Origin of the sequence: Pseudomonas sp. IT-P4, assembly GCF_949767755.1 — a bacterium.
GTDB classification, from domain to species: Bacteria; Pseudomonadota; Gammaproteobacteria; order Pseudomonadales; family Pseudomonadaceae; genus Aquipseudomonas; species Aquipseudomonas monachiensis.
Genome location: NZ_CATKPX010000034.1, coordinates 197606 through 222105, shown reverse-complemented (window position 1 = coordinate 222105; position 24500 = coordinate 197606). Strand labels below are relative to the sequence as shown.

Here is a 24500-nt window from a genome sequence, read left to right as displayed (position 1 = left end):
TGTTCAAAAATCCACCAGTCCCGGTATGATCGCGCGCCCTGATGCACACGCTGGTAACAACCGATGATGAAGCCGAACCTGATCGCCGCCGCGGAGATCGACCGACTCGATACCTGGGCCAAGTACTCCGCCCCGATGTGCGGCTCGTGCATGTCCAGCTGCTGCACCCTGCCGGTCGAGGTCAAGATCAAGGATCTGGTCCGTATCGGCGTAGTCGATGAATTCGAGCTGGGTGACCCGCCGAAGAACATCGCCAAACGCCTGCAAAAGGAAGGTTTGGTCGAGCGTTTCAACCAGAAGTCAGGAATCTTCACCCTCCAGCGCATGAGCAACAACGATTGCTACTACCTGGATCGTAAGAGCCGTCTGTGCACTATTTATGAAAAGCGCCCGGATACTTGCCGCAATCACCCGAAAATCGGCCCGCGGCCGGGGTATTGCGCGTACAAGCCCAAGGAAGTGGAGCGCGAGAGCAGCAGCCGCCGGACTTTGGAAAAGTTTTAAGCCTGAAAAGATCGCAGCCTTCGGCAGCTCCTACAGAAATGCGCACGACTGTGCTTTTGTAGGAGCTGCCGAAGGCTGCGATCTTTTTTATGGCTTCAGACAAACAAAAACGCCCCCGGCCTTTCGACCGGGGGCGTTTTCATTAAGCCGGGCTAAATCTTATGCCTTGGCTTTCTTGGCAGCGCGGGTACGCTCGCTTTCGTCCAGGATCTTCTTGCGAAGACGGATGGACTTAGGAGTCACTTCACACAGCTCGTCGTCCTGGATGAATTCCAGAGCCTGTTCCAGGGTGAAGCGAACAGGTGGAACCAGGGCGATGGTTTCGTCTTTACCCGAAGCACGCATGTTGTCGAGCTTCTTGCCCTTGGTAGGGTTGACGCCCAGGTCGTTGTCACGGCTGTTCAGACCAACGATCTGACCGTTGTAGATTTCCTGACCGTGTTCTACGAACAGCTTGCCACGCGCCTGCAGGGTTTCCAGGGAGTAGGTCAGTGCCTTGCCGGTTTCAACCGAAACCAGAACGCCGTTCTGACGGCCGGACATGTCGCCGGACTTCATCACGTCGTAACGGTCGAAGATCGAGGTCAGGATGCCAGCACCGTTGGTCAGGGTCAGGAACTGGTTACGGAAACCGATCAGACCACGAGCAGGGATGTTGTATTCCAGACGCACACGGCCCTTGCCATCCGGCACCATGTTGGTCAGGTCGCCCTTACGCAGGCCCATCTCTTCCATCACCTTGCCCTGGGATTCTTCCGGCAGGTCGATGGTGACGTTTTCGAACGGTTCGTGCTTCACGCCGTCAACCAGACGGATGATCACTTCCGGACGGCCTACAGCCATTTCGAAGCCTTCGCGACGCATGGTTTCGATCAGTACCGAGAGGTGCAGTTCGCCACGGCCGGAAACCTTGAACTTGTCAGCCGAGTCGCCTTCTTCAACGCGCAGTGCAACGTTGTACAGCAGCTCTTTGTCCAGACGTTCCTTGATGTTACGGGAAGTCACGAACTTGCCTTCTTTACCGCAGAATGGCGAATCGTTTACCTGGAAGGTCATGGAAACGGTTGGCTCGTCGACGGTCAACGGCTTCATCGCTTCAACGGTGTCCGGGTGGCACAGGGTGTCGGAGATGAACAGCGAGTCCATACCGCTGATGCATACGATGTCGCCTGCAGCAGCTTCTTCAACGTCCACACGGTGCAGACCGTGGTGACCCATCAGCTTCAGGATACGACCGTTACGCTTCTTGCCGTCGGCGCCGATAGCGACAACCGGGGTGTTCGGCTTGACGCGACCACGAGCGATACGGCCAACACCGATAACACCCAGGAAGCTGTTGTAGTCCAGTGCGGAGATCTGCATCTGGAACGGACCTTCACGGTCAACAGCCGGCGCCGGTACGTTGTCGACGATCGACTGGTACAGCGGGGTCATGTCTTCAGCCATTTCGGTGTGGTCCAGACCGGCAATACCGTTCAGGGCCGAGGCGTAGACGACTTTGAAGTCCAGCTGTTCTTCGGTGGCACCCAGGTTGTCGAACAGGTCGAAGATCTGGTCCAGAACCCAGTCCGGACGCGCGCCTGGACGGTCAACCTTGTTGATGCACACGATCGGACGCAGGCCGGCTTCGAAAGCCTTCTTGGTCACGAAACGGGTTTGCGGCATAGGGCCGTCTTGAGCGTCAACCAGCAGCAGAACGGAGTCGACCATCGACATTACGCGCTCAACTTCGCCGCCGAAGTCGGCGTGGCCCGGGGTGTCCACAATGTTGATGTGGTAGCCGTTCCAGTTGATGGCGGTGTTTTTCGCCAGAATGGTAATACCGCGCTCTTTTTCCTGGTCGTTGGAGTCCATCACGCGCTCGTCGTTGAGCTCGTTGCGCTCCAGGGTGCCGGATTGACGCAGGAGTTTGTCTACCAGGGTGGTCTTACCATGGTCAACGTGGGCAATGATGGCGATGTTGCGTAGATTTTCGATCACTTGTGTATCTCGATCAGAGGATTCGGTGTGCTGACAAGTCTTGGCAGCGATTAACAGTAGCGTCCGTGAAAGCCGTTACAGCTTGACGGTGGCATCGGGGGGCCGGTGACGCAGGCCACAGGCAAACAGCCCCGGGCACTTAGCTCGGTCGATAAACGCGCACATTGGCATGCCCCTCACTGAGCAAATGGTGGGCATGCAGGCGACTCATCACGCCTTTGTCGCAATACAGCAGGTACTGGCGAGTAGGGTCCAGTTCCTTGAAACGAGCGTTAACTGCATAAAACGGCATCGTTTGTACCTCGATGCCAGCGAGGTCCAGCGGGTCGTCTTCAGCGGCATCCGGGTGACGGATGTCGATGACGATCTGACCGGCCAGCGCTTCGCTGACTTCTTCAATCTGCAAATCCTGGCCCAGTTCATCGATCACGCGATCGATCGGCACCAGCTTGGCGTTTTCGAGCGCACGCTCGAGTACCGCCATATCGAATTCTTTCTCTTCATGCTCGACGCGATGGCGCTTGGCCGCGGTCTTCGGATTGACCGAGATGACGCCGCAGTATTCCGGCATGTGCCGGGCGAAATCTGCGGTGCCGATTTCGTTGGCCGTGTCGATAATGTCCTGCTTGTGCGCGACGATCAGTGGGCGCAGGACCAGTTTGTCGGTCACGCAGTCGATCACTGACAGGTTCGGCAACGTCTGGCTCGACACCTGGGAGATCGCCTCACCGGTGACCAGTGCGTCGATGTGCAGTCGATCGGCAATTTGGGACGAAGCGCGCAACATCATACGCTTCAATACTACGCCCATATGACTGTTATCGACTTTGCCGAGAATTTCGCCCAGCACTTCTTCGAACGGCACACTGACAAATAGCACGCGTTGGGAGCTGCCGTACTTCTTCCAGATGAAATGCGCGACTTCCATGACGCCCAGTTCGTGGGCACGTCCGCCCAGATTGAAGAAGCAGAAATGCGCCATCAGGCCGCGGCGCATGATCTGGTAGGCCGCCACGGTGGAGTCGAAGCCACCGGACATCAGCACCAGGGTCTGCTCCAGCGCGCCCAGCGGATATCCGCCGATGCCGTTGTGCTGGCTGTGGATCACGAACAACCGTTGGTCGCGAACTTCGATCCGGACTTCGATTTCCGGCTTTTTCAGGTCGATCCCGGCGGCACCACACTGACGGCGCAACTGGCTGCCGACATATTTTTCAATATCGATCGAGCTGAACGGGTGCTTGCCGGCGCGCTTGCAACGTACCGAGAAGATCTTGCCGGCCAGTGCATCACCGTAGTGCTGCTTGCACTTTTCAACGATGTCGTCGAAATCGCCCAGCGGGTACTCATCGATTTGCAGGAAATGCGCGATGCCCGGCATGCAGCTCAGGCGTTCGCCCATCTCCTTCAAGGCCTTTGGGTCGCTGACACGGGTTTCCAGCTCGAGGTTGTCCCACACGCCGTTCACCACCACGGCCGGGTCCAGATCGCGGAGCACGGCACGGATGTTCTTGGCCAATTGACGGATGAAACGCATCCGTACCGGGCGGCTCTTGATGGTGATCTCGGGGAAGACTTTTACGATTAATTTCATGGAAACAGCGCGCGCATGGCCTGCCGAAAAAGGGGGGCGCGGATTATAGCGGAAATTGCTCAAGGTTTAACCAGTTAATGTGCAGAAGGTTTCGCGCGCACCAAAACAGGTCATTTGCAGGAGGCGGCGCCACATTACAGGGCGAGATTTTCTGCTTTAAAGCGCAATATGCCCCCGCAAGCGTGTTTTTGGGGCAAAAAACCCATGCTGGGGCACTGGCATGCAATTTGCTCCCTTGTGAGGCAGGTTGCCTTGGCAGAGTATTCGCGCCGGCATCACCCACATTTAAGGGCATCCACTACTAGCCCGAAGCCACCCGGAGGACACTATGTCGAAGTCGGTTCAACTCATCAAAGATCATGACGTCAAGTGGATTGATCTGCGCTTCACGGACACCAAAGGCACTCAGCACCACGTGACCATGCCGGCTCGCGATGCGCTGGATGACGACTTCTTCGAAGTCGGCAAAATGTTCGACGGTTCCTCCATCGCTGGCTGGAAAGGCATCGAAGCCTCCGACATGATCCTGATGCCGGACGACTCCACCGCCGTCCTGGATCCGTTCACCGAAGAACCGACCCTGATCCTGGTCTGCGACATCATCGAACCTTCGAGCATGCAAGGCTACGACCGCGACCCACGTGCGATCGCCAAGCGCGCCGAAGAGCACCTGAAAGCCACCGCTATCGGTGACACCGTATACGCAGGTCCAGAGCCAGAGTTCTTCATCTTCGACCAGGTGAAGTTCAAGTCCGACATTTCCGGCTCCATGTTCAAGATCTACTCCGAACAAGGTTCGTGGATGTCCGACCAGGACATCGAAGGCGGCAACAAAGGCCACCGTCCAGGCGTCAAAGGCGGCTACTTCCCGGTTCCGCCGTTCGACCATGACCACGAAATCCGTACCTCCATGTGCAACGCACTGGAAGAAATGGGCCTGACCGTCGAAGTTCACCACCACGAAGTGGCGACTGCCGGCCAGAACGAAATCGGCGTCAAGTTCAACACCCTGGTGAAGAAAGCCGACGAAACCCAAACCCTGAAGTACGTCGTGCACAACGTTGCCGATGCCTACGGCCGTACCGCGACCTTCATGCCTAAGCCTCTGTACGGCGACAACGGCTCGGGTATGCACGTACACATGTCCATCTGGAAAGATGGCAAGAACACCTTCGCAGGCGAAGGTTATGCCGGCCTGTCCGACACCGCCCTGTACTTCATCGGCGGCATCATCAAGCACGGTAAGGCCCTGAACGGCTTCACCAACCCGGCAACCAACTCCTACAAGCGTCTGGTTCCAGGCTTCGAAGCTCCAGTGATGCTGGCCTACTCGGCTCGCAACCGCTCCGCTTCGATCCGTATTCCTTACGTGTCGAGCCCGAAAGCCCGCCGTATCGAAGCACGCTTCCCGGATCCGGCTGCCAACCCGTACCTGTGCTTCGCCGCACTGCTGATGGCTGGCCTGGACGGTATCCAGAACAAGATCCACCCTGGCGACGCTGCTGACAAAAACCTGTATGACCTGCCGCCTGAAGAGGCCAAAGAGATCCCACAAGTTTGCGGCAGCCTGAAAGAAGCCCTGGAAGAGCTGGACAAAGGTCGTGCGTTCCTGACCAAAGGCGGCGTTTTCAGCGACGACTTCATCGACGCTTACATCGCCCTGAAAAGCGAAGAAGAAATCAAGGTACGTACCTTCGTACACCCACTGGAATACGAGCTGTACTACAGCTGCTGATCCGGTAGCGTCGCAACACGCGGCGTGACAAAAAGAGGCCTCCTTCGGGAGGCCTTTTTTGTGGGCAACTTCCGACAATGAAACCCGACATCTCCTCGGGCACACACGGCATCGTCCGGCATCAACCAACTTGAATGACTCGTAGCCTGCTCACTACCTGCAATCAACGGATGGAATGATGAAAACCTTCCCACTCAAGACGCTACTGGCCGCTCTCACCACCTTCGCCCTCCTGGGCTGCAACACAATCCCCCAGTCGACAGAAATCAAACGGGAAATCCTGCTGCAAAGCAGCAAGTCGTGGGATAACACACCTTACATTCGCTACCCGGATGCCGCGCCCGAACTGACCGTGCTCAAACTCACGATCCCTGCCAATAGCAAACTCCCCTGGCACACTCATCCGATTCCCAACGCGGCTTACATCCTCTCTGGCGAGCTGATAGTCGAAGACAGGAACAGCGGCCAGACCCGGCGTATCAAACCAGGCGAAGCGCTGGCCGAAATGGTCAACATCACCCATCGCGGCGTCACCGGCGATGAACCGGTAGAACTTGTTGTGTTCTATGCTGGCAGCGAAGGCATTCCATTGGCGGAGTAGTCCTTGCTTCACACAGGAAGTCCGAATGCGGCCACTTTTACTCCTTCTACTGCTGTCCTTCATTTTTCCTGTGATGGCCCAAATCTACAGATACACCGATGCTGCCGGTAATACCGCCTACAGCAACCAACCGCCCGATGGCGTTGAAGCCCGGGCGGTGGATCTGCCGCCACTCAACAGCATCGAACGCCAACCACCCGGCGATTTTGCGCAACCTCAGGCAGGCAATATCCCCGAGCCAATCCACGGCGCCTACGAAAAACTGGAACTCACCGGCCTGCCCACCACAGAAGCGTTACGCGCCAACAATGGCACCTTCACGATAAACGTACTGATCAAACCGCACCTGCAACGCCCTCACCTGTTGCGCCTACTGCTGGACGGTCAACCCTACGGCGAGCCAGGCAATGTACCGACCCTGCAACTTGTGAACATCGATCGCGGCGAACACCGTCTCGCCGTACAAGTGATCGATGGCGAAAATGTTGTGCAGCAGAGCCCGGCGGTGACATTCACCGTACAGCGGGTGCACAAGCCTTGAAGGCCTGGTTACTGATCGCCTGCCTGATCGCCCTGCCCGCCTCGGCAGAGGTCTTCATGTATCTCGATGCTCAGGGCAATCGGGTTTTCACCGACCAGCCCAAACCCGGCGACGCCAGGCGCGTACCACTGATAACGAGCAATCGAATAGCGGCCACTCCCACCAGTGCAGCGCCATCGCTTGCCCAGAGCAGCCCCGAAGTACAAGCGCTGTTCCACTATGAGGTGCTGCGCATCCTGATCCCGGAACCCGACGCAACCATCCGTAGCAACACCGGCGAAGTCATCATCAGCGCCACCAACGAACCCGCCCTGCAACCCGGCCACCGTTACCGGTTGCTGCTCGACGGCCAGCCCACCGCCGACCCCGGCCTGAGCCCGGTGTTCGCCTTGAGCAACATCGATCGCGGCAGCCATACCCTGTCCGTGGAAATCCTCGACGAACAGGGACGCATCGTCGAACGCACCGCCAGCCAGCCTTTCCACATGCAGCGCACGTCTCTCGCCCAGAAGCGCAGGATCAAACCCTGTGTCCTCGAAGACTACGGCCAGCGGCCGGAATGCCCGCTCAGCGACAAACCCGGCGAAGAAAAAAATCCTTTCCTGAGACTTTTCTAACCTCATTCAGGTTTGCGCACTATATTGGTGCAATAGCTTGCACCGCACTCACATTCCAACCCATTTTGGTTCGAAAGTACCCGCGAAAGCTGGCAGAACGCCACGCAAACGAGCGTCAAACGCCTGTTTCAGGCCTTGAGCGCTTCTTTTCGGAGCCTTGGTTTGGTTTTTGCATTTTGCCCGTACCAGCGTTTTTTTTGCGCATGCTCTGCCCTAAAAGAGGTCCCGATGACCATTAGCGACGCGCTCCACCGTTTGCTACTCGACAACCTCACCACTGCCACCATCCTGCTCGACGCCGAACTGCGCCTCGAGTACATGAACCCGGCGGCGGAGATGCTGCTGGCCATCAGCGGTCAGCGCAGCCATGGACAGTTCATCAGTGAGTTGTTTACCGAATCGACCGAGGCGCTGAACTCGTTGCGCCAGGCCGTCGAGCAAGCGCACCCGTTCACCAAGCGCGAAGCGATGCTCACCGCCCTCACCGGCCAGACCCTGACCGTCGACTACGCGGTAACGCCGATCCTGAGCAACGGCGACACCATGCTGCTGCTCGAAGTCCACCCCCGTGACCGCCTGCTGCGGATCACCAAGGAAGAAGCACAGCTGTCGAAACAGGAAACCAGCAAGATGCTGGTGCGCGGCCTTGCCCATGAAATCAAGAACCCCCTGGGCGGGATACGCGGCGCGGCACAATTGCTGGCCCGGGAACTGCCGGAAGAAAGCCTGCGCGACTACACCAACGTCATCATCGAAGAAGCCGACCGCCTGCGTAACCTGGTGGACCGCATGCTCGGCTCCAACAAGCTGCCGTCGCTGGCCATGTGCAACATCCACGAAGTGCTTGAGCGTGTCTGCCATCTGGTGGAGGCCGAAAGCCAGGGCTGCATCACCTTGGTGCGCGACTACGATCCAAGCATTCCCGACGTCCTGATCGACCGCGAGCAAATGATTCAGGCCGTGCTGAACATCGTGCGCAACGCCATGCAGGCCATCAGCAGCCAGAACGAACTGCGCCTGGGTCGCATCAGCCTGCGCACCCGCGCGATGCGCCAGTTCACCATCGGCCACGTACGCCATCGCCTGGTGACCAAGATCGAGATCATCGACAACGGTCCGGGCATCCCGGCAGAACTTCAGGAAACCATTTTCTTCCCCATGGTCAGCGGTCGTCCGGACGGTACCGGGCTGGGCCTGGCCATTACCCAGAACATCATCAGCCAGCACCAGGGCCTGATCGAATGTGACAGCCACCCCGGCCACACCACCTTCTCGATCTTTCTGCCACTGGAACAAGGAGCCACATCGACATGAGCCGTAGTGAAACCGTGTGGATCGTCGATGACGACCGTTCTATCCGTTGGGTCCTGGAAAAAGCCTTGCAACAGGAAGGCATGACCACGCAAAGCTTCGACAGCGCCGATGGCGTGATGAGCCGCCTGGCGCGCCAGCAGCCGGACGTGATCATCTCCGACATCCGCATGCCCGGCGCCAGTGGCCTGGACCTTCTGGCGCGGATTCGCGAACAGCACCCACGGCTGCCAGTGATCATCATGACCGCTCATTCCGATCTGGACAGCGCTGTCGCGTCCTATCAGGGCGGCGCCTTCGAGTACCTGCCCAAGCCGTTCGATGTCGACGAAGCGGTTTCCCTGGTCAAGCGCGCCAACCAGCACGCTCAGGAACAACAGGGCCTGGAAGTGCCCCCGACCCTGACCCGCACCCCGGAAATCATCGGCGAAGCGCCGGCGATGCAGGAAGTGTTTCGCGCCATCGGGCGCTTGAGCCACTCCAACATCACCGTGCTGATCAATGGTGAATCGGGTACCGGCAAGGAACTGGTGGCCCACGCGCTGCACCGTCACAGCCCGCGCGCCGCTTCGCCATTCATTGCGCTGAACATGGCGGCGATCCCCAAGGACCTGATGGAATCCGAACTGTTCGGCCATGAGAAAGGCGCATTCACGGGCGCCGCCAACCTGCGTCGCGGGCGTTTCGAACAAGCCGATGGAGGTACGCTGTTCCTCGACGAAATCGGTGACATGCCCGCCGACACCCAGACCCGCTTGCTGCGGGTACTGGCCGATGGCGAGTTCTACCGCGTCGGTGGTCATGTGCCGGTGAAGGTCGATGTGCGCATCATCGCTGCGACTCACCAGAATCTGGAAACCCTGGTGCACGCCGGGAAATTCCGAGAGGACTTGTTCCACCGCCTCAATGTGATCCGCATCCATATCCCGCGCCTGTCGGATCGTCGCGAAGACATCCCGACCCTGGCCAAGCACTTCCTCGGCCGCGCCGCCCAGGAACTGGCGGTCGAGCCTAAGCTGCTGAAAAGCGAAACCGAGGAATACCTGAAGAACTTGCCGTGGCCCGGCAACGTGCGTCAGTTGGAGAACACCTGCCGCTGGATCACGGTGATGGCTTCGGGTCGCGAAGTGCACATCGGCGACCTGCCGCCGGAACTGCTGAGCCTGCCGCAGGACTCGGCACCGGTCACCAACTGGGAGCAGGCCCTGCGCCAGTGGGCTGACCAGGCACTGGCCCGTGGTCAGTCGAGCCTGCTCGACAGCGCTGTACCAGCCTTCGAGCGGATCATGATCGAGACCGCCCTCAAGCACACCGCCGGTCGCCGCCGCGATGCCGCCGTCTTGCTGGGCTGGGGACGCAACACCCTGACCCGCAAGATCAAGGAATTGGGGATGAAGGTTGATGGCGGGGATGATGATGAGGGGGATGAGGGTTAAATCTGGCTTTCGAGTTTAGTCGCAAGCGAAAAGATCGCAGCCTCCGGCAGCTCCTACAGTCGTACGCAAGACCCAGTAGGAGCTGCCGAAGGCTGCGATCTTTTTTGGCCGATAACAACGCCCCATGCACCGCCGCAATGCACCGTGAACCGCAATCGCGCACAAAAACAGCTTCGAATCCCCGCCTGCTTTCGCAACCGAATCCCTTTCGAAAAAACACGAAAGCCCCGAATTCCGGGGCTTTCAGCGCCTCAAAGCGATTTTTTGTTTCTCTTTGTGAAAACTGGCACGCCCCCTGCAACAACCCTTTCAGGTGAATCAGTTCACCCACCCGGTTTCGGGGACCTTGGTACAGGCAGGCCGGGGATTCCCCTCTTTACATCGGGCTCACACCGCACCCGCGACGAGCCCCGCAGTTTTGGGGCCCTTGATACAGGCAGGTCAGGGGTTCCTTCTTTACACCAGGCTCACACCGCACTCGCGACGAGCCTCCCGTTTCGGGAACCTTGGTACAGGCAGGCCGGGGATTCCCTCTTTTATTGCTCCCGGAGATGGATCTCCAGCCGCCAGCGGTCATCGACCTCGCTACCGGCCCATTGGCCCTGCAGAGGCCGGGCCGCCACCAGTGTCAGCAACAACCCCCCATCGCTCAAACGTACCCGCCAGTTCACGTCCTTGCCACCGAGCTTGAGCTGACCTTTCTGCGCCTTGCCCTCGGCGCCAAACAGTAGCGCAACACTGCCATCAACCATCTCGCCGTGGGTCTTGGGCTCATTGTTGAACCACACCACCAGCCCGTCGTTCGTCACTTCCACCTGCTGCAACTGACTGGGGTCCGGCGTGGTCAGGCGACCGATCATCATCCCGACCATCACCCCGACAATCGCCAGCGAGCCCATTACCCGCAGGAATAGTTTCGAACGCACGCCTTCTGGCGGCGTAGAATGCGCGTCATCTTTGCCTTCGGAGCCGTGCATGTTTCACGTCATCCTTTTCCAACCAGAAATTCCGCCGAATACCGGCAACGTTATCAGGCTGTGCGCCAACAGTGGCTGCCACCTGCATTTGATCGAACCGCTGGGTTTCGAGATGGACGACAAGCGCCTGCGCCGGGCCGGCCTCGACTACCACGAGTATGCCACCCTGCAACGCCACGCGGACCTTGCCAGCTGCCTGGAGAGCCTCGGCCATCCACGACTGTTCGCCTTCACTACCAAGGGTTCGCGGCCGTTCCACGATGCCAGCTTCGTCCCGGGCGACGCGTTCCTGTTCGGCCCGGAAAGCCGGGGCTTGCCCGCCGAGGTGCTGGACGCCCTGCCGAGCGAGCAACGCCTGCGCCTGCCGATGCGCGAGGGCTGCCGCAGCCTGAACCTGTCCAATACCGTGGCAGTGGCCGTTTACGAAGCCTGGCGGCAGAACGACTTCAAGTAACACCATGACCCAATGTAGGAGCTGCCGAAGGCTGCGATCTTTTGATTTTGATTTTCAAGATCAAAAGATCGCAGCCTTCGGCAGCTCCTACTCGAAGGTTTCGTTTGTTCCATGAAAAAAGCGCCTTCGGAGGCGCTTTTTTCATGGAGCAAACGAAGCTTTTACTGAACGGTCGGAGTCTCGCCAGCAGCCTGCATGCGTTGCAGCTCTTGCGCGTACAGTGCATCGAAGTTCACCGGAGCCAGCATCAGTGCCGGGAACGAACCACGGGTCACCAGGCTGTCCAGGGTTTCGCGAGCGTACGGGAACAGGATGTTCGGGCAGAACGCACCCAGGGTGTGGCTCATCGAGGCGTCGTCCAGATTCTTGATCAGGAAGATACCGGCCTGTTGCACTTCAGCGATGAACGCCACTTCGTCACCGTTTTTCACGGTAACCGACAGGGTCAGCACGACCTCGTGAAAGTCAGCTTCCAGCGTCTTCTGACGGGTGTTCAGATCCAGACCGACGCTCGGCTCCCACTGCTGGCGGAAGATCGCCGGGCTTTTCGGAGCTTCGAAGGACAGGTCACGCACATAAATGCGCTGCAAGGAGAATTGCGGTGCAGTTTCTTCTTCGTTCGCAGCAGTGTTCTGTTGGTCAGTCATCGCAGATCCTTCTTGATCCAGGGTTCTTTTAGGTTTGCTTGTTTGGGATATTGCCGTCAGGCCCTGAGCAGCGCGTCGAGCTTGCCGGCGCGCTCCAGGGCGAACAGATCATCACATCCGCCCACGTGTGTGCTGCCGATCCAGATTTGCGGCACGGACGTACGCCCGGCCTTCTGGGCCATCGCAGCGCGCACCTGCGGCTTGCCATCGACCTTGATCTCTTCGAAGGCCACGCCTTTGTTCTCGAGCAGGTACTTGGCTCGCGAGCAGTAAGGGCAGTAATCGCTGGAATAGACGACGACGCTGCTCATATCACTTCACCAGCGGCAGATTGTCGGCTTTCCAGCTGGAGATACCGCCGGACAGCTTGGCGGCGGTGAAGCCGGATTTCATCAGTTCGCGGGCGTGGGTGCCAGCGGTCTGGCCCATGGCGTCGACCAGGATGATGGTCTTGGCCTTGTGCTTTTCCAGCTCACCAACGCGGGCGGTCAGTTTGTCCTGGGGAATGTTCAGCGCGCCGACAATGTGACCGGCGGCGAAATCCTTGGTCGGACGAATGTCGATTACCACGCCTGCGTCCTTGTTGACCAGCCCGGTCAGTTCGCCAGTGCTCAGGCTACGGCCGCCGCCCTGCATTTGATAGGCAATCAGCAACGCCAGCAGTACGACGAAGATACCGACGAGAATGTAGTGGTTAGTGGCAAATTGAATCAGGTTAGCAACCATCGAAGGAGGTTCCAGGGCGTTAAAATGTCGGCCAGTATACACAGCCACTATGGTGGGCCAAACCCCGTCCGGCGGTGACGCGGCCGGAACTTCGCTTTAAACTGCGACTCCCTTTTTCCATTACCCCCTTTTACCTCAGCCACGAGTGGATTCCATGACTACCACGCCTAAACCTTTGGTCCTGATGATTCTCGACGGCTTCGGTCACAGCGACAATCCCGAATCCAACGCCATTTTCGCGGCGAAGAAGCCTGTACTGGATCGTCTGTGGGCCACCGTGCCGAACGGCCTGATCTCGGGCAGCGGCATGGACGTCGGCCTGCCGGATGGCCAGATGGGCAACTCCGAAGTCGGCCACATGAACCTGGGCGCCGGCCGCGTGGTGTATCAGGATTTCACTCGCGTGACCAAATCGATCCGTGACGGCGAGTTCTTCGAGAACCCGACCATCTGCGCTGCGGTGGACAAAGCCGTCGCCGCCGGCAAAGCCGTGCATTTCATGGGTCTGCTGTCCGATGGCGGCGTGCACAGCCACCAGGATCACCTGGTCGCCATGGCCGAACTGGCCTTCAAGCGCGGCGCACAAAACATCTACCTGCACGCCTTCCTCGACGGCCGCGACACCCCGCCGAAAAGCGCGCAGTCGTCGATCGAGCTGCTGGACGCGACCTTCCAGGCCCTGGGCAAGGGCCGGATCGCCAGCATCATCGGCCGCTACTACGCCATGGACCGCGACAACCGTTGGGACCGCGTGTCCCAGGCCTACAACCTGATTGTCGAGGGTCAGGGCGAATTCAACGCCGCCACCGCCCAGGAAGGCCTGCAAGCGGCCTACGAGCGTGGCGAGAGCGACGAATTCGTCAAGGCCACCTCCATCGGTGAGTCGGTAAAAGTCGAAGACGGCGATGCCGTGGTGTTCATGAACTTCCGCGCCGACCGTGCCCGCGAGCTGACCCGCGTGTTCGTCGAAGACAACTTCAGTGAGTTCGAGCGTGCCCGCCAGCCGAAACTGGCCGGTTTCGTCATGCTGACCCAATACGCCGCCAGCATCCCCGCGCCCTCGGCTTTCGCCGCCGGCAGCCTGGAAAACGTGCTGGGCGACTACCTGGCGAAAAACGGCAAGACCCAACTGCGCATCGCTGAAACCGAAAAATACGCCCACGTGACCTTCTTCTTCTCCGGCGGCCGCGAAGAACCGTTCCCGGGCGAAGAACGCATCCTGATCCCCTCGCCGAAAGTCGCCACCTATGACTTGCAACCGGAAATGAGCGCACCGGAAGTCACCGACCGCATCGTCGACGCCATCGAAAACCAGCGTTACGACGTGATCGTGGTCAACTACGCCAACGGCGACATGGTCGGCCACAGCGGCGTGTTCGAAGCGGCGGTCAAGGCCGTTGAGTGCCTGGACCTGTGCGTAGGTCGCATCGTCGATGCCCTGGAAAAAGTCGGCGGCGAAGCCTTGATCACCGCTGACCATGGCAACGTCGAGCAAATGTCCGATGAAACCACCGGCCAGGCGCACACTGCGCACACCACCGAGCCGGTACCGTTCATCTATGTCGGCAAGCGCGACCTGAAGGTCCGCGAGGGCGGCGTTCTGGCGGACGTGGCGCCGACCATGCTCAAGTTGCTGGGCCTTGAGCAACCGGCGGAAATGACCGGGACTTCGATTCTGGTCTGACTGGATCTCCAAAACGCCACAAAACCTGTGGGAGCGAGCTTGCTCGCGATAGCAATCTGACAGCCAACATCTATGTTGAATGATCGGACGCCATCGCGAGCAAGCCCGCTCCCACAGTGGTTTATGGAGTTTTCGAAATGGAATTCAGTCTGTCGCTTGCTCCAGTCATCACACAGTCAGAAATGGGCATTTTTTTTGCCGCCCATGGCGGGCATACTAGGCCGTCCCTTTCCCTGGTGCCGCCCGCCCCTATGCTCCGCGTCCTGATAGCCCTAGCTCTGACTTGCCTGCTCCAACCGGCCTTTGCTGACGAGCGCGCAGATACCCAACAACAGTTGGACGCCACGCGTCAGGACATTGCCGAGCTGAAGAAGCTGCTGGGCAAGTTGCAGGAAGAAAAGTCCGGTGTGCAGAAAGAGCTCAAGGGTACCGAAACCGAAATGGGCAAGCTCGAGAAGCAGGTCGATGCCCTGCAAAAAGAGCTGAAGAAAAGCGAAGCCGAGCTGCAGCGCCTCGATGCAGAGAAAAAAAAACTCCAGAGCGCGCGTATTGAACAACAGCGATTGATCGCCATCCAGGCCCGCGCGGCCTACCAGAACGGTCGCCAGGAATACCTCAAACTGCTGCTCAACCAGCAGAATCCGGAAAGATTCGCTCGTACCCTCACCTATTACGACTACCTGAGCCAGGCTCGCCTGGAGCAGTTGAAGAATTTCAACGAAACCCTGCGCCAACTGTCCAATGTCGAGAAAGACATCGCCATGCAGCAGGCGCAATTGCTGGTGCAGCAAAGCAGCCTCGACACCCAGCGTGACGAGCTCGAGAAAGTCCGCAAGGAGCGCCAGCAAGTCCTGGCCAAACTCAATGACGACGTAAAGGCTCGCGATCAGAAACTGGCGGCACGCGAGCAGGATCAGGCAGACCTGTCTAAAGTCCTTAAAACCATTGAAGAAACCCTGGCGCGCCAGGCTCGTGAGGCAGAAGAAGCGCGGCAAAAAGCGCTGATTGCCCAGCAGGAAGCCGAAAAAAAGCGTTTACGTGAGGCCCGGGCGCAGGCAGATGCCAGCGACGACGCCCCACGCAAACCGGTCAGATCAACGCCTGGCGCTCTGGTTTCCAGTTCCGGCGAGACTTTTGGCGGCCCGTTTGCGTCAACCCGCGGCAAACTTCCCTGGCCTGTCGATGGTCGACTGCTGGCGCGCTACGGTGAAAGCCGTGGCGACGATGCCCGGACCAAGTGGGATGGCGTGATGATCAGCGCGTCTGCCGGCAGCACCGTGCATGCGGTGCATGGTGGTCGCGTAGTGTTTGCCGACTGGCTGCGAGGCGCCGGGTTGCTGGTGATCCTCGACCACGGCAACGGCTTTTTGAGTCTTTATGGTCACAACCAGACGCTGCTCAAGTCTGCGGGTGACGTGGTAAAAGCCGGTGAGTCCATCTCCACTGTGGGTAGCAGTGGCGGACAAGATACACCGGCATTGTATTTCGCGATTCGTCAGCAGGGTCACCCGAGTGATCCGGCGCAATGGTGCCGCGCGCAAGGATAAGTGCGTTACCTAATTCAGGAGTTTGTTAGACATGCTGCATTTGTCCCGCCTTACCTCGCTGGCCCTGACGATCGCCCTGGTGATCGGCGCGCCTCTGGCGTTTGCCGCTCAACCAGCGCCGGCGGTTGCGCCTGCGGGCACTGCTGCGACCACCAAGGCGCCACTGCCGCTGGATGAGTTGCGCACCTTTGCCGAGGTGATGGACCGGATCAAGGCCGCTTATGTCGAACCGGTGGACGACAAGACCCTGCTGGAAAACGCCATCAAGGGCATGCTCAGCAACCTCGATCCGCATTCCGCCTACCTGGGCCCTGAAGATTTCGCCGAGTTGCAGGAAAGCACCAGCGGTGAGTTCGGCGGCCTGGGCATTGAAGTCGGCGCCGAAGACGGCTTCATCAAGGTGGTGTCGCCCATTGACGACACTCCGGCCTCCAAGGCCGGCATTCAGGCCGGCGACTTCATCGTCAAGATCAACGGCCAGCCGACCCGCGGCCAGAGCATGACCGAAGCCGTCGACAAGATGCGCGGCAAGATCGGCCAGAAAATCACCCTGACCCTGGTGCGCGACGGTGGCACGCCGTTCGACGTAACCCTGGCCCGCGCCGTCATCCAGGTGAAGAGCGTGAAGAGCCAGTTGCTGGAATCGGGCTATGGGTATATCCGCATCACCCAGTTCCAGGTCAAGACCGGCGAAGAAGTTTCCAAGGCGCTGGCCAAGCTGCGCAAGGAAAACGGCAAGAAGCTCAAGGGCATCATTCTCGACCTGCGCAACAACCCGGGCGGCGTGTTGCAAGCGGCGGTGGAAGTGGTCGACCACTTCATCACCAAGGGCCTGATCGTTTACACCAAGGGCCGCATCGCCAACTCCGAGCTGCGTTTCTCTGCCACCGGCAAGGACGAAAGTGAAGCGGTGCCAATGGTCGTGCTGATCAACGGCGGCAGCGCCTCGGCTTCGGAAATTGTCGCCGGTGCCCTGCAGGACCAGAAACGCGCCGTGCTGATGGGCACCACCAGTTTCGGCAAGGGCTCGGTACAGACGGTTCTGCCGCTTAACAACGAGCGCGCACTGAAGATCACCACGGCGTTGTATTACACGCCGAACGGCCGCTCCATCCAGGCCCAGGGCATCGTGCCGGACATCGAAGTGCGCAAGGCCAAGATCACCAGCGAGCAGGACAGCGACTACTTCAAGGAAGCCGACTTGCAGGGTCACCTGGGCAACGGCAACGGCGGCGCCGACAAACCGACCGGTTCCAGCGGCAAAGCCAAGCCAATGCCGCAGGACGATGATTACCAATTGGCCCAGGCCCTGAGCCTGCTCAAAGGGCTGAGCATCACATCCGGCCGTTGAGATGTTTCTGCGGTTGCTGATCGGTCTGTTGTGTTGTCTGGCGGGTGTTGCTCACGCAGAACCCGCCGGACCGACGCCCCACAAAGCCTACCTGAGCCTGATCATCGATGACCTGGGGCAGAATCTGCCCCGGGATCGCCGCGTACTCGCCCTGCCCGGCCCTGTGACCACGGCAATCATGCCCGACACACCCCACGCCACCGAATTCGCCCGCGAAGCCCATCGCGCCGGCAAGATCGTCATCCTGCACATGCCCATGGACCCGGCCACCGGACCGTTCGCCTGGCACCCCGAGCTGCCCGTCGAAGAGCTGGAAAAGCGCCTGGACGCCGCATTCAAAATGGTTCCGTATACCAGCGGCATCAACAACCACATGGGCAGCCGCATGACCGCGCAACCAGTCGCCATGGCGTGGTTGATGGCGGATTTGCAGCGCCGGCACAAGTTCTTCGTCGACAGCCGTACCAGCGCCCAGACCGTGGCCGCCGCCCAAGCGCAGAAGATCGGTTTGGCGAGCGTTTCACGGGATGTATTTCTCGACGATGAGCGTACTGAGGCGGCGATCCTGATCCAGCTGCAGACCGCGATCAGCCTCGCGCGCAAGCAGGGCTCGGCGGTGATGATCGGTCATCCGTATCCGCAGACGCTGGCGGTGCTGGAGCGTGAATTACCCAGGCTCAAGGCCCAGGGGATCGAATGGATTGATATCCGACAGATGATCAGTGTGCGCGGAAACCGGGCGACGGCTGCGCATGGCAAGGATGGGGGGTACCGCTAAGTCTGCGCACCGCCGCTCCCACACTGGTATGTGCAGGATCGTTAGAGATACTGCGCCATGATCTCGTCCACCCGACCTTCCTTGCGCATCTGGTCCAGCGCCGCCTGGAGCTTGGCCACCGTCTCGTCCGGCACGCCCCTGTTCAGTGCCAGGTACAGTTCGGCACTGTTGAAACGCAGTACGGTTTTCAACCCGCTGACCCCTTCCTGGCGCGCCAGATAGCGCCCGGCCGGGTCACCGGTGGCCCACAGGTCGATCTGACCGTTGACCAGTTTCCTGGCGTTGTCTTGATCGCGCAGCACAACGATCGGCTGGAGGCCTTGCTTGGCAAGCGTCTCGGCAATGGCGTCGCCCTTGTAGGCGCCGATCTTGTATTTGCGCGCGTCATTCAAGGTTTCAAGGGTGATCTTGCTGTCAGCCTTGGCCAGCATGATCCAGTCGTCCGGGCCAATCGGACCGACCCATTTGAATAGCTTTTCGCGATCGGGCAGGCGCGCCATGACGAATACGCCGTAACCGGGTTTTTCCAGGGCGAGTTTGTAGACCCGCTCCCAAGGGAAACGCAACGTCAGGCTGTAGCTAATGCCGGCGCGCTTGAATATTTCGCGGACGATATCGGTGGCGATGCCATTGATATTCTCGTCCTGAGCGAAGTTCTTGCCGTTCTTCGCCATGTTGTACGGCGGGAAGTTCTCTGTCAGCAACACCAGGTCGGTATCGGGGCTGTCTTTAGCGTTTGCTCCGCTGATCAACAACAGAGAAGCGCTGGCAAGGACGAGAAGAAAGCGTTTAAGCATGTCTGGCTACCGAAATCCATGGCGTACCCAAGAGTGCCTTGGGTATGCCATGGTGTCCACTAGCCTGTACCGGTTTGTTTAACGCATCACGATTCCGCGGTGGGCCATATAGGCCTTGGCTTCCTGCACGGTGTATTCGCCGAAGTGGAAAATACTCGCCGCCAGTACCGCGCTGGCGTGGCCTTCGATAATGCCGTCGGCCAGGTGTTGCAGGTTGCCTACACCGCCGGAGGCGATCACCGGAATGCCCAGGGCGTCGCTGATGGCGCGGGTGACGCCCAGGTCGAAACCGTTTTTCATGCCGTCCTGGTCCATGCTGGTCAGCAGGATTTCGCCAGCACCCAGGCCTTCCATCTTCTTCGCCCACTCAACGGCGTCGAGGCCGGTTGGCTTGCGACCACCATGGGTGAAAATTTCCCAGCGCGGGGTTTCGCCAGGTCCGGAAACCTTCTTCGCGTCGATGGCCACCACTATGCATTGCGAACCGAAATGCTGCGCGGCTTCGCCGACGAATTCCGGGTTGAACACTGCTGCGGTGTTGATCGAAACCTTGTCCGCACCGGCATTGAGCAGGTTGCGGATGTCTTGCACGGTGCGCACGCCACCGCCGACAGTCAGCGGGATAAACACCTGGCTGGCCATGCGCTCGACGGTATGCAGCGTGGTATCGCGGCCATCGACGCTGGCGGTGATGTCGAGAAAGGTAATCTCGTCGGCACCCTGCTCGTCATAACGACGGGCAATTTCCACCGGGTCACCGGCGTCGCGGATGTTTTCGAACTTCACACCTTTGACGACCCGGCCGTTGTCCACGTCCAGGCAAGGGATGATGCGTTTGGCCAGCGCCATGGTCAGTCCTCAGCCTTGGTACGAATCGCAGAAAGCTTGCGCTTCGGCGACGTCGAGGGTGCCTTCGTAGATCGCCCGGCCGGTGATGGCGCCGATGATGCCTGGCGCCTTGGCGTCGAGCAGGGTCTTGATGTCACCCAGGTTGTGGATGCCGCCGGAAGCGATCACCGGGATCTTTGTTGCAGCAGCCAGTGCGACGGTGAACGGTACGTTGCAGCCCTGCATCATGCCGTCTTTGGCGATGTCGGTATAAACGATCGAAGACACGCCGTCGGCTTCGAATTGCCTGGCCAGGTCGATCACCTGGATGGTGCTGATTTCAGCCCAGCCGTCAGTGGCGACAAAACCGTCCTTGGCGTCCAGACCCACGATGATTTTGCCCGGGAACGCGCGGCAGGCTTCGGCGACGAAGGCTGGATCTTTCACCGCCTTGGTGCCGATGATCACGTAGCTCACGCCCGCTTTCACGTAGTGCTCGATGGTTTCCAGGGAGCGGATACCGCCGCCGATCTGGATCGGCAGGTTCGGATAGCGCTTGGCGATGGCGGTGACCACTTCGCCGTTGACTGGCTGGCCTTCAAACGCGCCGTTCAGGTCGACCAGATGCAGACGACGGCAACCGCCCTCCACCCACTTTGCAGCCATGCTCACCGGGTCATCGGAGAACACCGTGGAATCTTCCATGCGGCCCTGGCGCAGACGAACACAGGCACCGTCTTTAAGATCGATAGCGGGAATAATCAGCATCTGGCAAACCTTCAAATTTGAATGTTCAGCTTGGCTCGGAAATCAGTTTTTCTCGAGCGCCCACAGGTCGCTTTCGATGCTTTCGAACCTCTCTTTGAGGTGCGCCTGCACATCGAAAATCGCCCTGTTGTAATAGTGCGGAGCAATTTCACGGGTAAACAGCTCAAGAATCTCCGCCGCCTCGAACGAGCCGAGGTCGAGTTCGAAGCGGTCTTCCATGAAACGCTTGATCTTGCGATTGGCCTCGCTCTCTTGCTCGGGAGTGAGAGTCAGGATCGGGGGTTTCTTCTTGACTGCCATTTACCAGCGACCGTCCCACGCAGCGAAGTTCTGCAGCAACTGCAGGCCATGGGTATGGCTTTTCTCCGGGTGGAACTGCACGGCGAAACGCGAGCCTTCGGCCAGCGCCGCGGCGAAATCGACACCGTAGTGACCGCCACCGACCACCTGCCGCGCGTTGGCGGCAGCGATGTAGTAGCTGTGCACGAAGTAGAACCGCGCCATGTCCGGAATATCGTGCCACAGCGGGTGACTGACCTTCTGCTTCACTTCGTTCCAGCCCATGTGCGGGACTTTCAGGTGTTCGCCATCTTCGACCAGATCCTTGCCGAAGAACTTCACCGCGCCCGGGAACAGGCCGATGCAGTCGACGCCGTCGTTCTCTTCGCTGGTGTCGAGCAAGGCTTGCATGCCCACGCAGATGCCAAGGAACGGACGGTCCTGACTGACTTCACGCACCAGGGAATCGAAGCCGAGGCGACGGATCTCCGCCATGCAATCGCGAATTGCGCCGACGCCGGGGAAAACCACCCGGTCGGCTTCGCGAATCACGCTGGCATCGCTGGTGATCAGCACCTTGCCGGCACCGACGTGCTCGAGGGCCTTGGCCACCGAGTGCAGGTTGCCCATGCCGTAATCGATAACCGCGACTGTCTGCATTACAGGACGCCCTTGGTCGAAGGCATTTGCCCGGCCATGCGGTCATCGAGCTCGACGGCCATGCGCAGGGCGCGGCCAAATGCCTTGAACACGGTTTCGATCTGGTGGTGGGTGTTGGTGCCACGCAGGTTGTCGATGTGCAGGCTGACCAATGCATGGTTGACGAAGCCCTGGAAGAATTCCTGGAACAAGTCAACGTCGAAGCCGCCAACGGTGGCGCGGGTGTACGGCACGTGCATCTGCAGGCCTGGACGACCGGAGAAGTCGATCACCACGCGCGACAACGCTTCATCGAGCGGCACGTAGGCATGGCCGTAGCGACGGATGCCTTTCTTGTCGCCGATGGCTTTGGCAAATGCCTGGCCGAGGGTGATACCGACGTCTTCCACCGTGTGGTGGTCATCGATATGCAAGTCGCCCTTGCTGACGATATCCAGGTCGATCAGCCCATGACGGGCGATCTGGTCCAGCATGTGCTCAAGAAAAGGAACACCGATATCGAATCGGGCCTTTCCGGTGCCATCGAGGTTGATCGAGGCTTTGATCTGGGTTTCCAGAGTGTCGCGCTCGACAGACGCCTTACGTTCGGCCATCACCAGCTCCGCAAAATCATTGGGCGAAAAAGGCAGCCATTATAGGCGTGCGGGCGCCAAACAGAAACACGAGAGGTGATATCCCTGACGGAGTGAATTCGGGGGTGTCGGCGATAGACATGTCCATACAAGCAAAAGATCGCAGCCTTCGGCAGCTCCTACGGTCGGTGTAGGAGCTGCCGAAGGCTGCGATCTTTTGGCATTGAGCAAATGTGCCTGACACAACACCCGTCAGGCACAGAAGTTTTTAATGGAACAACACCGCCGTCTTCTGCAAGGTCACCCACACACCCCACGCCAGCGGAATGCCCACCACCAGCCACGCTGCAATCGCCAGCGGCTTGGTACCCGGCGCGGCTTTCCACTCCAGCACGGTGCTGCTGTCAGCGCCTTTGTCATGGCCCAGCGCCTGTTCGGCGGCCAGTTCGGCGTCGGTCATGAAGTATTTGTCCGCCACCGGACGCACCAGCAGGTTGCACAGGAAACCCAGTACCAGCAGGCCGGCGAGGATGTACAGGGTGATGTCGTAAGCCGCCGCACGCTCGACACCGATACTCAGCTGGTATTCACGCAGGTAGTTCACCAGCACAGGGCCGAGCACACCGGCAGCAGCCCAAGCGGTCAGCAAACGACCGTGAATCGCACCGACCATTTGCGTGCCGAACAGGTCTGCCAGATACGCAGGAACAGTCGCGAAACCACCGCCATACATCGACAGGATGATGCAGAACGCCGCCACGAACAGCGCAATGCTGCCCAGATGACCCAGGTTCGGAATCAGTCCGTACAGGGCAAAGCCCAAGGCGAAGAACACGAAGTAAGTGTTTTTACGGCCCAGGTAATCCGAGAACGAAGCCCAGAAGAAACGCCCGCCGATGTTGAACAGGCTCAACAAACCGGTGAAACCGGCAGCGATGGCGGCAATCGAAGCCAGTTGCGAGGCATCCAGTTGACCGAAGGCCAGGTCATTGCCCAGCAGCTTGCCCGCGAACACTTCCTGCAGCAGCGGCGACGCCATGCCGAGGATGCCGATACCGGCCGATACGTTCAGGCACAGCACCAGCCACACCAGACGGAACTGCGGCGTCTTCCAGGCCACATTCACGTGAACATGACGATGCGTGATCATCGCGTTCGAGGCTTTTTTCGCCGGGGCCGTCCAGCCTTCAGGCTTCCAGCCGGTTGGCGGAACGCGGTAGGACAGCGCGCCACCGATCATGAACACGAAGTAGATCGCGGCCATCACCAGGAAGCTCTGCCACACGCCGACGCTGGTTGGCGAAGCGAAATGCCCCATCAGCGCCGCCGCCAGCGGAGCGCCGACCATTGCGCCACCGCCGAAGCCCATGATCGCCATGCCGGTCGCCATGCCGCGCTTGTCCGGGAACCATTTGATCAGGGTCGACACCGGCGAAATGTAACCCAGGCCCAGGCCGATACCACCAATGACCCCGGAGCCGATCCACATCAGCCAGATCTGGTGGGTGTACACCCCCAGCGCCGAAATCAGCAGGCCGCCACACCAGCACAGTGCCGATACGACACCGGCCTTGCGCGGTCCGGCGTGTTCCAGCCAGCCACCCCAGATGGCGGCCGAGCAACCCAGGAAGATGAAGAACAGGGTGTAGATCCAGCCAAGCATCGAGATCGGCCAGTCACACTGGGACGAAAAGACCTGTGCGATAAAACTCATGTCCGGTGCGCAGGCCACTGGAGCGGCGATGCCCAGCGCCTTGGACAGCGGCAACCAGAACACCGAAAAGCCGTAGGCCATGCCGATGCACAAGTGGATGGCCAGCGCGGCCGGTGGCACCAGCCAACGGTTGAAACCGGGCTTGGCGATGATCCGCTCCTTGGACAGGAACGCAGGCTGGTCGGCGCTGAAGCCGTCCGCCGTGATGCTCGTGGTCATTGTGTATCCCCCAATTATCAGTATGGTTCGCCAGCCACGGTCCGCTCCCGGCCTCTACGCACGCAGGCATGACCGTTTTTTGGGTGGAGCACCTTGTTGTGCGACAACAGGTCGCAGAAGGACGGACGAACGGGCAAAGGTTACCATTTGCAAGTGACAGAAAAACCAAACTGACATCAC

General features: G+C 59.5%; 25 protein-coding genes. 12 read left to right on the top strand and 13 right to left on the bottom strand.

Annotated features, from left to right (window positions below; genetic code table 11):
* Positions 1-63: 63 nt before the first annotated feature.
* On the top strand, positions 64-504 hold the full coding sequence (locus ACM6IT_RS14405) for a YkgJ family cysteine cluster protein (RefSeq protein ID WP_056725779.1): 441 nt from the start codon (positions 64-66) through the stop codon (positions 502-504).
* A 159-nt stretch (positions 505-663) separates the two neighbouring features.
* On the opposite strand, the gene typA is transcribed toward ACM6IT_RS14405, so the two are convergent.
* Both typA and thiI read right to left on the bottom strand, forming a co-directional pair.
* Positions 664-2484 (bottom strand): translational GTPase TypA, encoded by a 1821-nt coding sequence (typA, locus tag ACM6IT_RS14400; protein WP_007989225.1) that lies wholly within the window; start codon positions 2482-2484, stop codon positions 664-666.
* A 139-nt stretch (positions 2485-2623) separates the two neighbouring features.
* Positions 2624-4078: a tRNA uracil 4-sulfurtransferase ThiI gene (gene thiI, locus ACM6IT_RS14395; protein ID WP_056725781.1), complete on the bottom strand. Its 1455-nt coding sequence runs from the start codon at positions 4076-4078 to the stop codon at positions 2624-2626.
* A 328-nt stretch (positions 4079-4406) separates the two neighbouring features.
* Between thiI and glnA the strand changes: the two genes are divergently transcribed.
* The 6 genes from glnA to ntrC all read left to right on the top strand — a co-directional run bounded on the left by glnA (position 4407) and on the right by ntrC (position 10319).
* Positions 4407-5813 carry a type I glutamate--ammonia ligase gene (gene glnA / locus ACM6IT_RS14390; protein ID WP_008002929.1) on the top strand — a complete coding sequence of 469 codons (1407 nt, stop codon included), beginning with the start codon at positions 4407-4409 and terminating at the stop codon, positions 5811-5813.
* 178 nt (positions 5814-5991) lie between these two features.
* Positions 5992-6414 (top strand): cupin domain-containing protein, encoded by a 423-nt coding sequence (locus ACM6IT_RS14385; RefSeq protein WP_414914294.1) that lies wholly within the window; start codon positions 5992-5994, stop codon positions 6412-6414.
* 25 nt (positions 6415-6439) lie between these two features.
* Positions 6440-6955: a DUF4124 domain-containing protein gene (locus tag ACM6IT_RS14380; protein WP_414918226.1), complete on the top strand. Its 516-nt coding sequence runs from the start codon at positions 6440-6442 to the stop codon at positions 6953-6955.
* On the top strand, positions 6952-7572 hold the full coding sequence (locus tag ACM6IT_RS14375) for a DUF4124 domain-containing protein (RefSeq protein ID WP_223541781.1): 621 nt from the start codon (positions 6952-6954) through the stop codon (positions 7570-7572). The genes ACM6IT_RS14380 and ACM6IT_RS14375 overlap by 4 nt, the downstream gene beginning before the upstream one ends.
* Before the next feature lie 228 nt (positions 7573-7800).
* On the top strand, positions 7801-8886 hold the full coding sequence (gene glnL, locus ACM6IT_RS14370) for a nitrogen regulation protein NR(II) (RefSeq protein WP_056725787.1): 1086 nt from the start codon (positions 7801-7803) through the stop codon (positions 8884-8886).
* Positions 8883-10319: a nitrogen regulation protein NR(I) gene (ntrC, locus tag ACM6IT_RS14365; RefSeq protein WP_056725788.1), complete on the top strand. Its 1437-nt coding sequence runs from the start codon at positions 8883-8885 to the stop codon at positions 10317-10319. The genes glnL and ntrC overlap by 4 nt, the downstream gene beginning before the upstream one ends.
* Before the next feature lie 536 nt (positions 10320-10855).
* On the opposite strand, the gene ACM6IT_RS14360 is transcribed toward ntrC, so the two are convergent.
* Complete coding sequence (locus ACM6IT_RS14360) at positions 10856-11296, bottom strand: hypothetical protein (RefSeq protein WP_056725789.1); 441 nt, start codon at positions 11294-11296, stop codon at positions 10856-10858.
* Here ACM6IT_RS14360 and trmL point away from each other — a divergent pair.
* Complete coding sequence (trmL, locus tag ACM6IT_RS14355; RefSeq protein WP_056725791.1) at positions 11295-11750, top strand: tRNA (uridine(34)/cytosine(34)/5-carboxymethylaminomethyluridine(34)-2'-O)-methyltransferase TrmL; 456 nt, start codon at positions 11295-11297, stop codon at positions 11748-11750. The genes ACM6IT_RS14360 and trmL overlap by 2 nt on opposite strands.
* 161 nt (positions 11751-11911) lie before the next feature.
* Here trmL and secB read toward each other — a convergent pair whose 3' ends face one another.
* Genes secB through ACM6IT_RS14340 form a run of 3 tightly spaced genes read right to left on the bottom strand, consistent with a single transcriptional unit; the run spans position 11912 to position 13123 of the window.
* Positions 11912-12397 carry a protein-export chaperone SecB gene (secB, locus tag ACM6IT_RS14350; protein ID WP_008047739.1) on the bottom strand — a complete coding sequence of 162 codons (486 nt, stop codon included), beginning with the start codon at positions 12395-12397 and terminating at the stop codon, positions 11912-11914.
* A gap of 56 nt (positions 12398-12453) precedes the next feature.
* Complete coding sequence (gene grxC, locus ACM6IT_RS14345; protein WP_008047737.1) at positions 12454-12708, bottom strand: glutaredoxin 3; 255 nt, start codon at positions 12706-12708, stop codon at positions 12454-12456.
* Position 12709: 1 nt separating this feature from the next.
* Positions 12710-13123, bottom strand: a complete 414-nt coding sequence (locus ACM6IT_RS14340) for a rhodanese-like domain-containing protein (RefSeq protein ID WP_008047735.1) — start codon at positions 13121-13123, stop codon at positions 12710-12712.
* Between the two features lie 154 nt (positions 13124-13277).
* Between ACM6IT_RS14340 and gpmI the strand changes: the two genes are divergently transcribed.
* The 4 genes from gpmI to ACM6IT_RS14320 all read left to right on the top strand — a co-directional run bounded on the left by gpmI (position 13278) and on the right by ACM6IT_RS14320 (position 18483).
* Positions 13278-14807 (top strand): 2,3-bisphosphoglycerate-independent phosphoglycerate mutase, encoded by a 1530-nt coding sequence (gpmI, locus tag ACM6IT_RS14335; RefSeq protein WP_414918225.1) that lies wholly within the window; start codon positions 13278-13280, stop codon positions 14805-14807.
* A gap of 251 nt (positions 14808-15058) precedes the next feature.
* Complete coding sequence (locus ACM6IT_RS14330; protein ID WP_414918224.1) at positions 15059-16354, top strand: murein hydrolase activator EnvC family protein; 1296 nt, start codon at positions 15059-15061, stop codon at positions 16352-16354.
* A 31-nt stretch (positions 16355-16385) separates the two neighbouring features.
* A complete protein-coding gene (locus tag ACM6IT_RS14325; RefSeq protein WP_056725795.1) occupies positions 16386-17705 on the top strand; it encodes a S41 family peptidase in 1320 nt (439 codons plus the stop codon).
* 1 nt (position 17706) lies between these two features.
* Positions 17707-18483 carry a divergent polysaccharide deacetylase family protein gene (locus tag ACM6IT_RS14320; protein WP_414918223.1) on the top strand — a complete coding sequence of 259 codons (777 nt, stop codon included), beginning with the start codon at positions 17707-17709 and terminating at the stop codon, positions 18481-18483.
* A gap of 41 nt (positions 18484-18524) precedes the next feature.
* Here the strand turns inward: ACM6IT_RS14320 and ACM6IT_RS14315 are convergent, their stop codons facing one another.
* The 7 genes from ACM6IT_RS14315 to ACM6IT_RS14285 form a co-directional block, all read right to left on the bottom strand.
* Complete coding sequence (locus ACM6IT_RS14315; RefSeq protein WP_056725798.1) at positions 18525-19280, bottom strand: substrate-binding periplasmic protein; 756 nt, start codon at positions 19278-19280, stop codon at positions 18525-18527.
* Positions 19281-19358: 78 nt separating this feature from the next.
* A complete protein-coding gene (gene hisF, locus ACM6IT_RS14310; protein ID WP_007972752.1) occupies positions 19359-20129 on the bottom strand; it encodes an imidazole glycerol phosphate synthase subunit HisF in 771 nt (256 codons plus the stop codon).
* Between the two features lie 9 nt (positions 20130-20138).
* Complete coding sequence (gene hisA, locus ACM6IT_RS14305) at positions 20139-20876, bottom strand: 1-(5-phosphoribosyl)-5-[(5-phosphoribosylamino)methylideneamino]imidazole-4-carboxamide isomerase (protein ID WP_414918222.1); 738 nt, start codon at positions 20874-20876, stop codon at positions 20139-20141.
* Between the two features lie 42 nt (positions 20877-20918).
* Positions 20919-21176 (bottom strand): DUF2164 domain-containing protein, encoded by a 258-nt coding sequence (locus ACM6IT_RS14300; RefSeq protein ID WP_007989200.1) that lies wholly within the window; start codon positions 21174-21176, stop codon positions 20919-20921.
* Positions 21177-21815 (bottom strand): imidazole glycerol phosphate synthase subunit HisH, encoded by a 639-nt coding sequence (gene hisH / locus ACM6IT_RS14295; RefSeq protein WP_056725801.1) that lies wholly within the window; start codon positions 21813-21815, stop codon positions 21177-21179.
* Complete coding sequence (gene hisB, locus ACM6IT_RS14290; protein ID WP_003218037.1) at positions 21815-22408, bottom strand: imidazoleglycerol-phosphate dehydratase HisB; 594 nt, start codon at positions 22406-22408, stop codon at positions 21815-21817. Before hisB ends, hisH begins: the two co-directional genes overlap by 1 nt.
* Before the next feature lie 247 nt (positions 22409-22655).
* Positions 22656-24320 (bottom strand): OFA family MFS transporter, encoded by a 1665-nt coding sequence (locus ACM6IT_RS14285; protein WP_056725802.1) that lies wholly within the window; start codon positions 24318-24320, stop codon positions 22656-22658.
* Between the last annotated feature and the right edge of the window lie 180 nt (positions 24321-24500).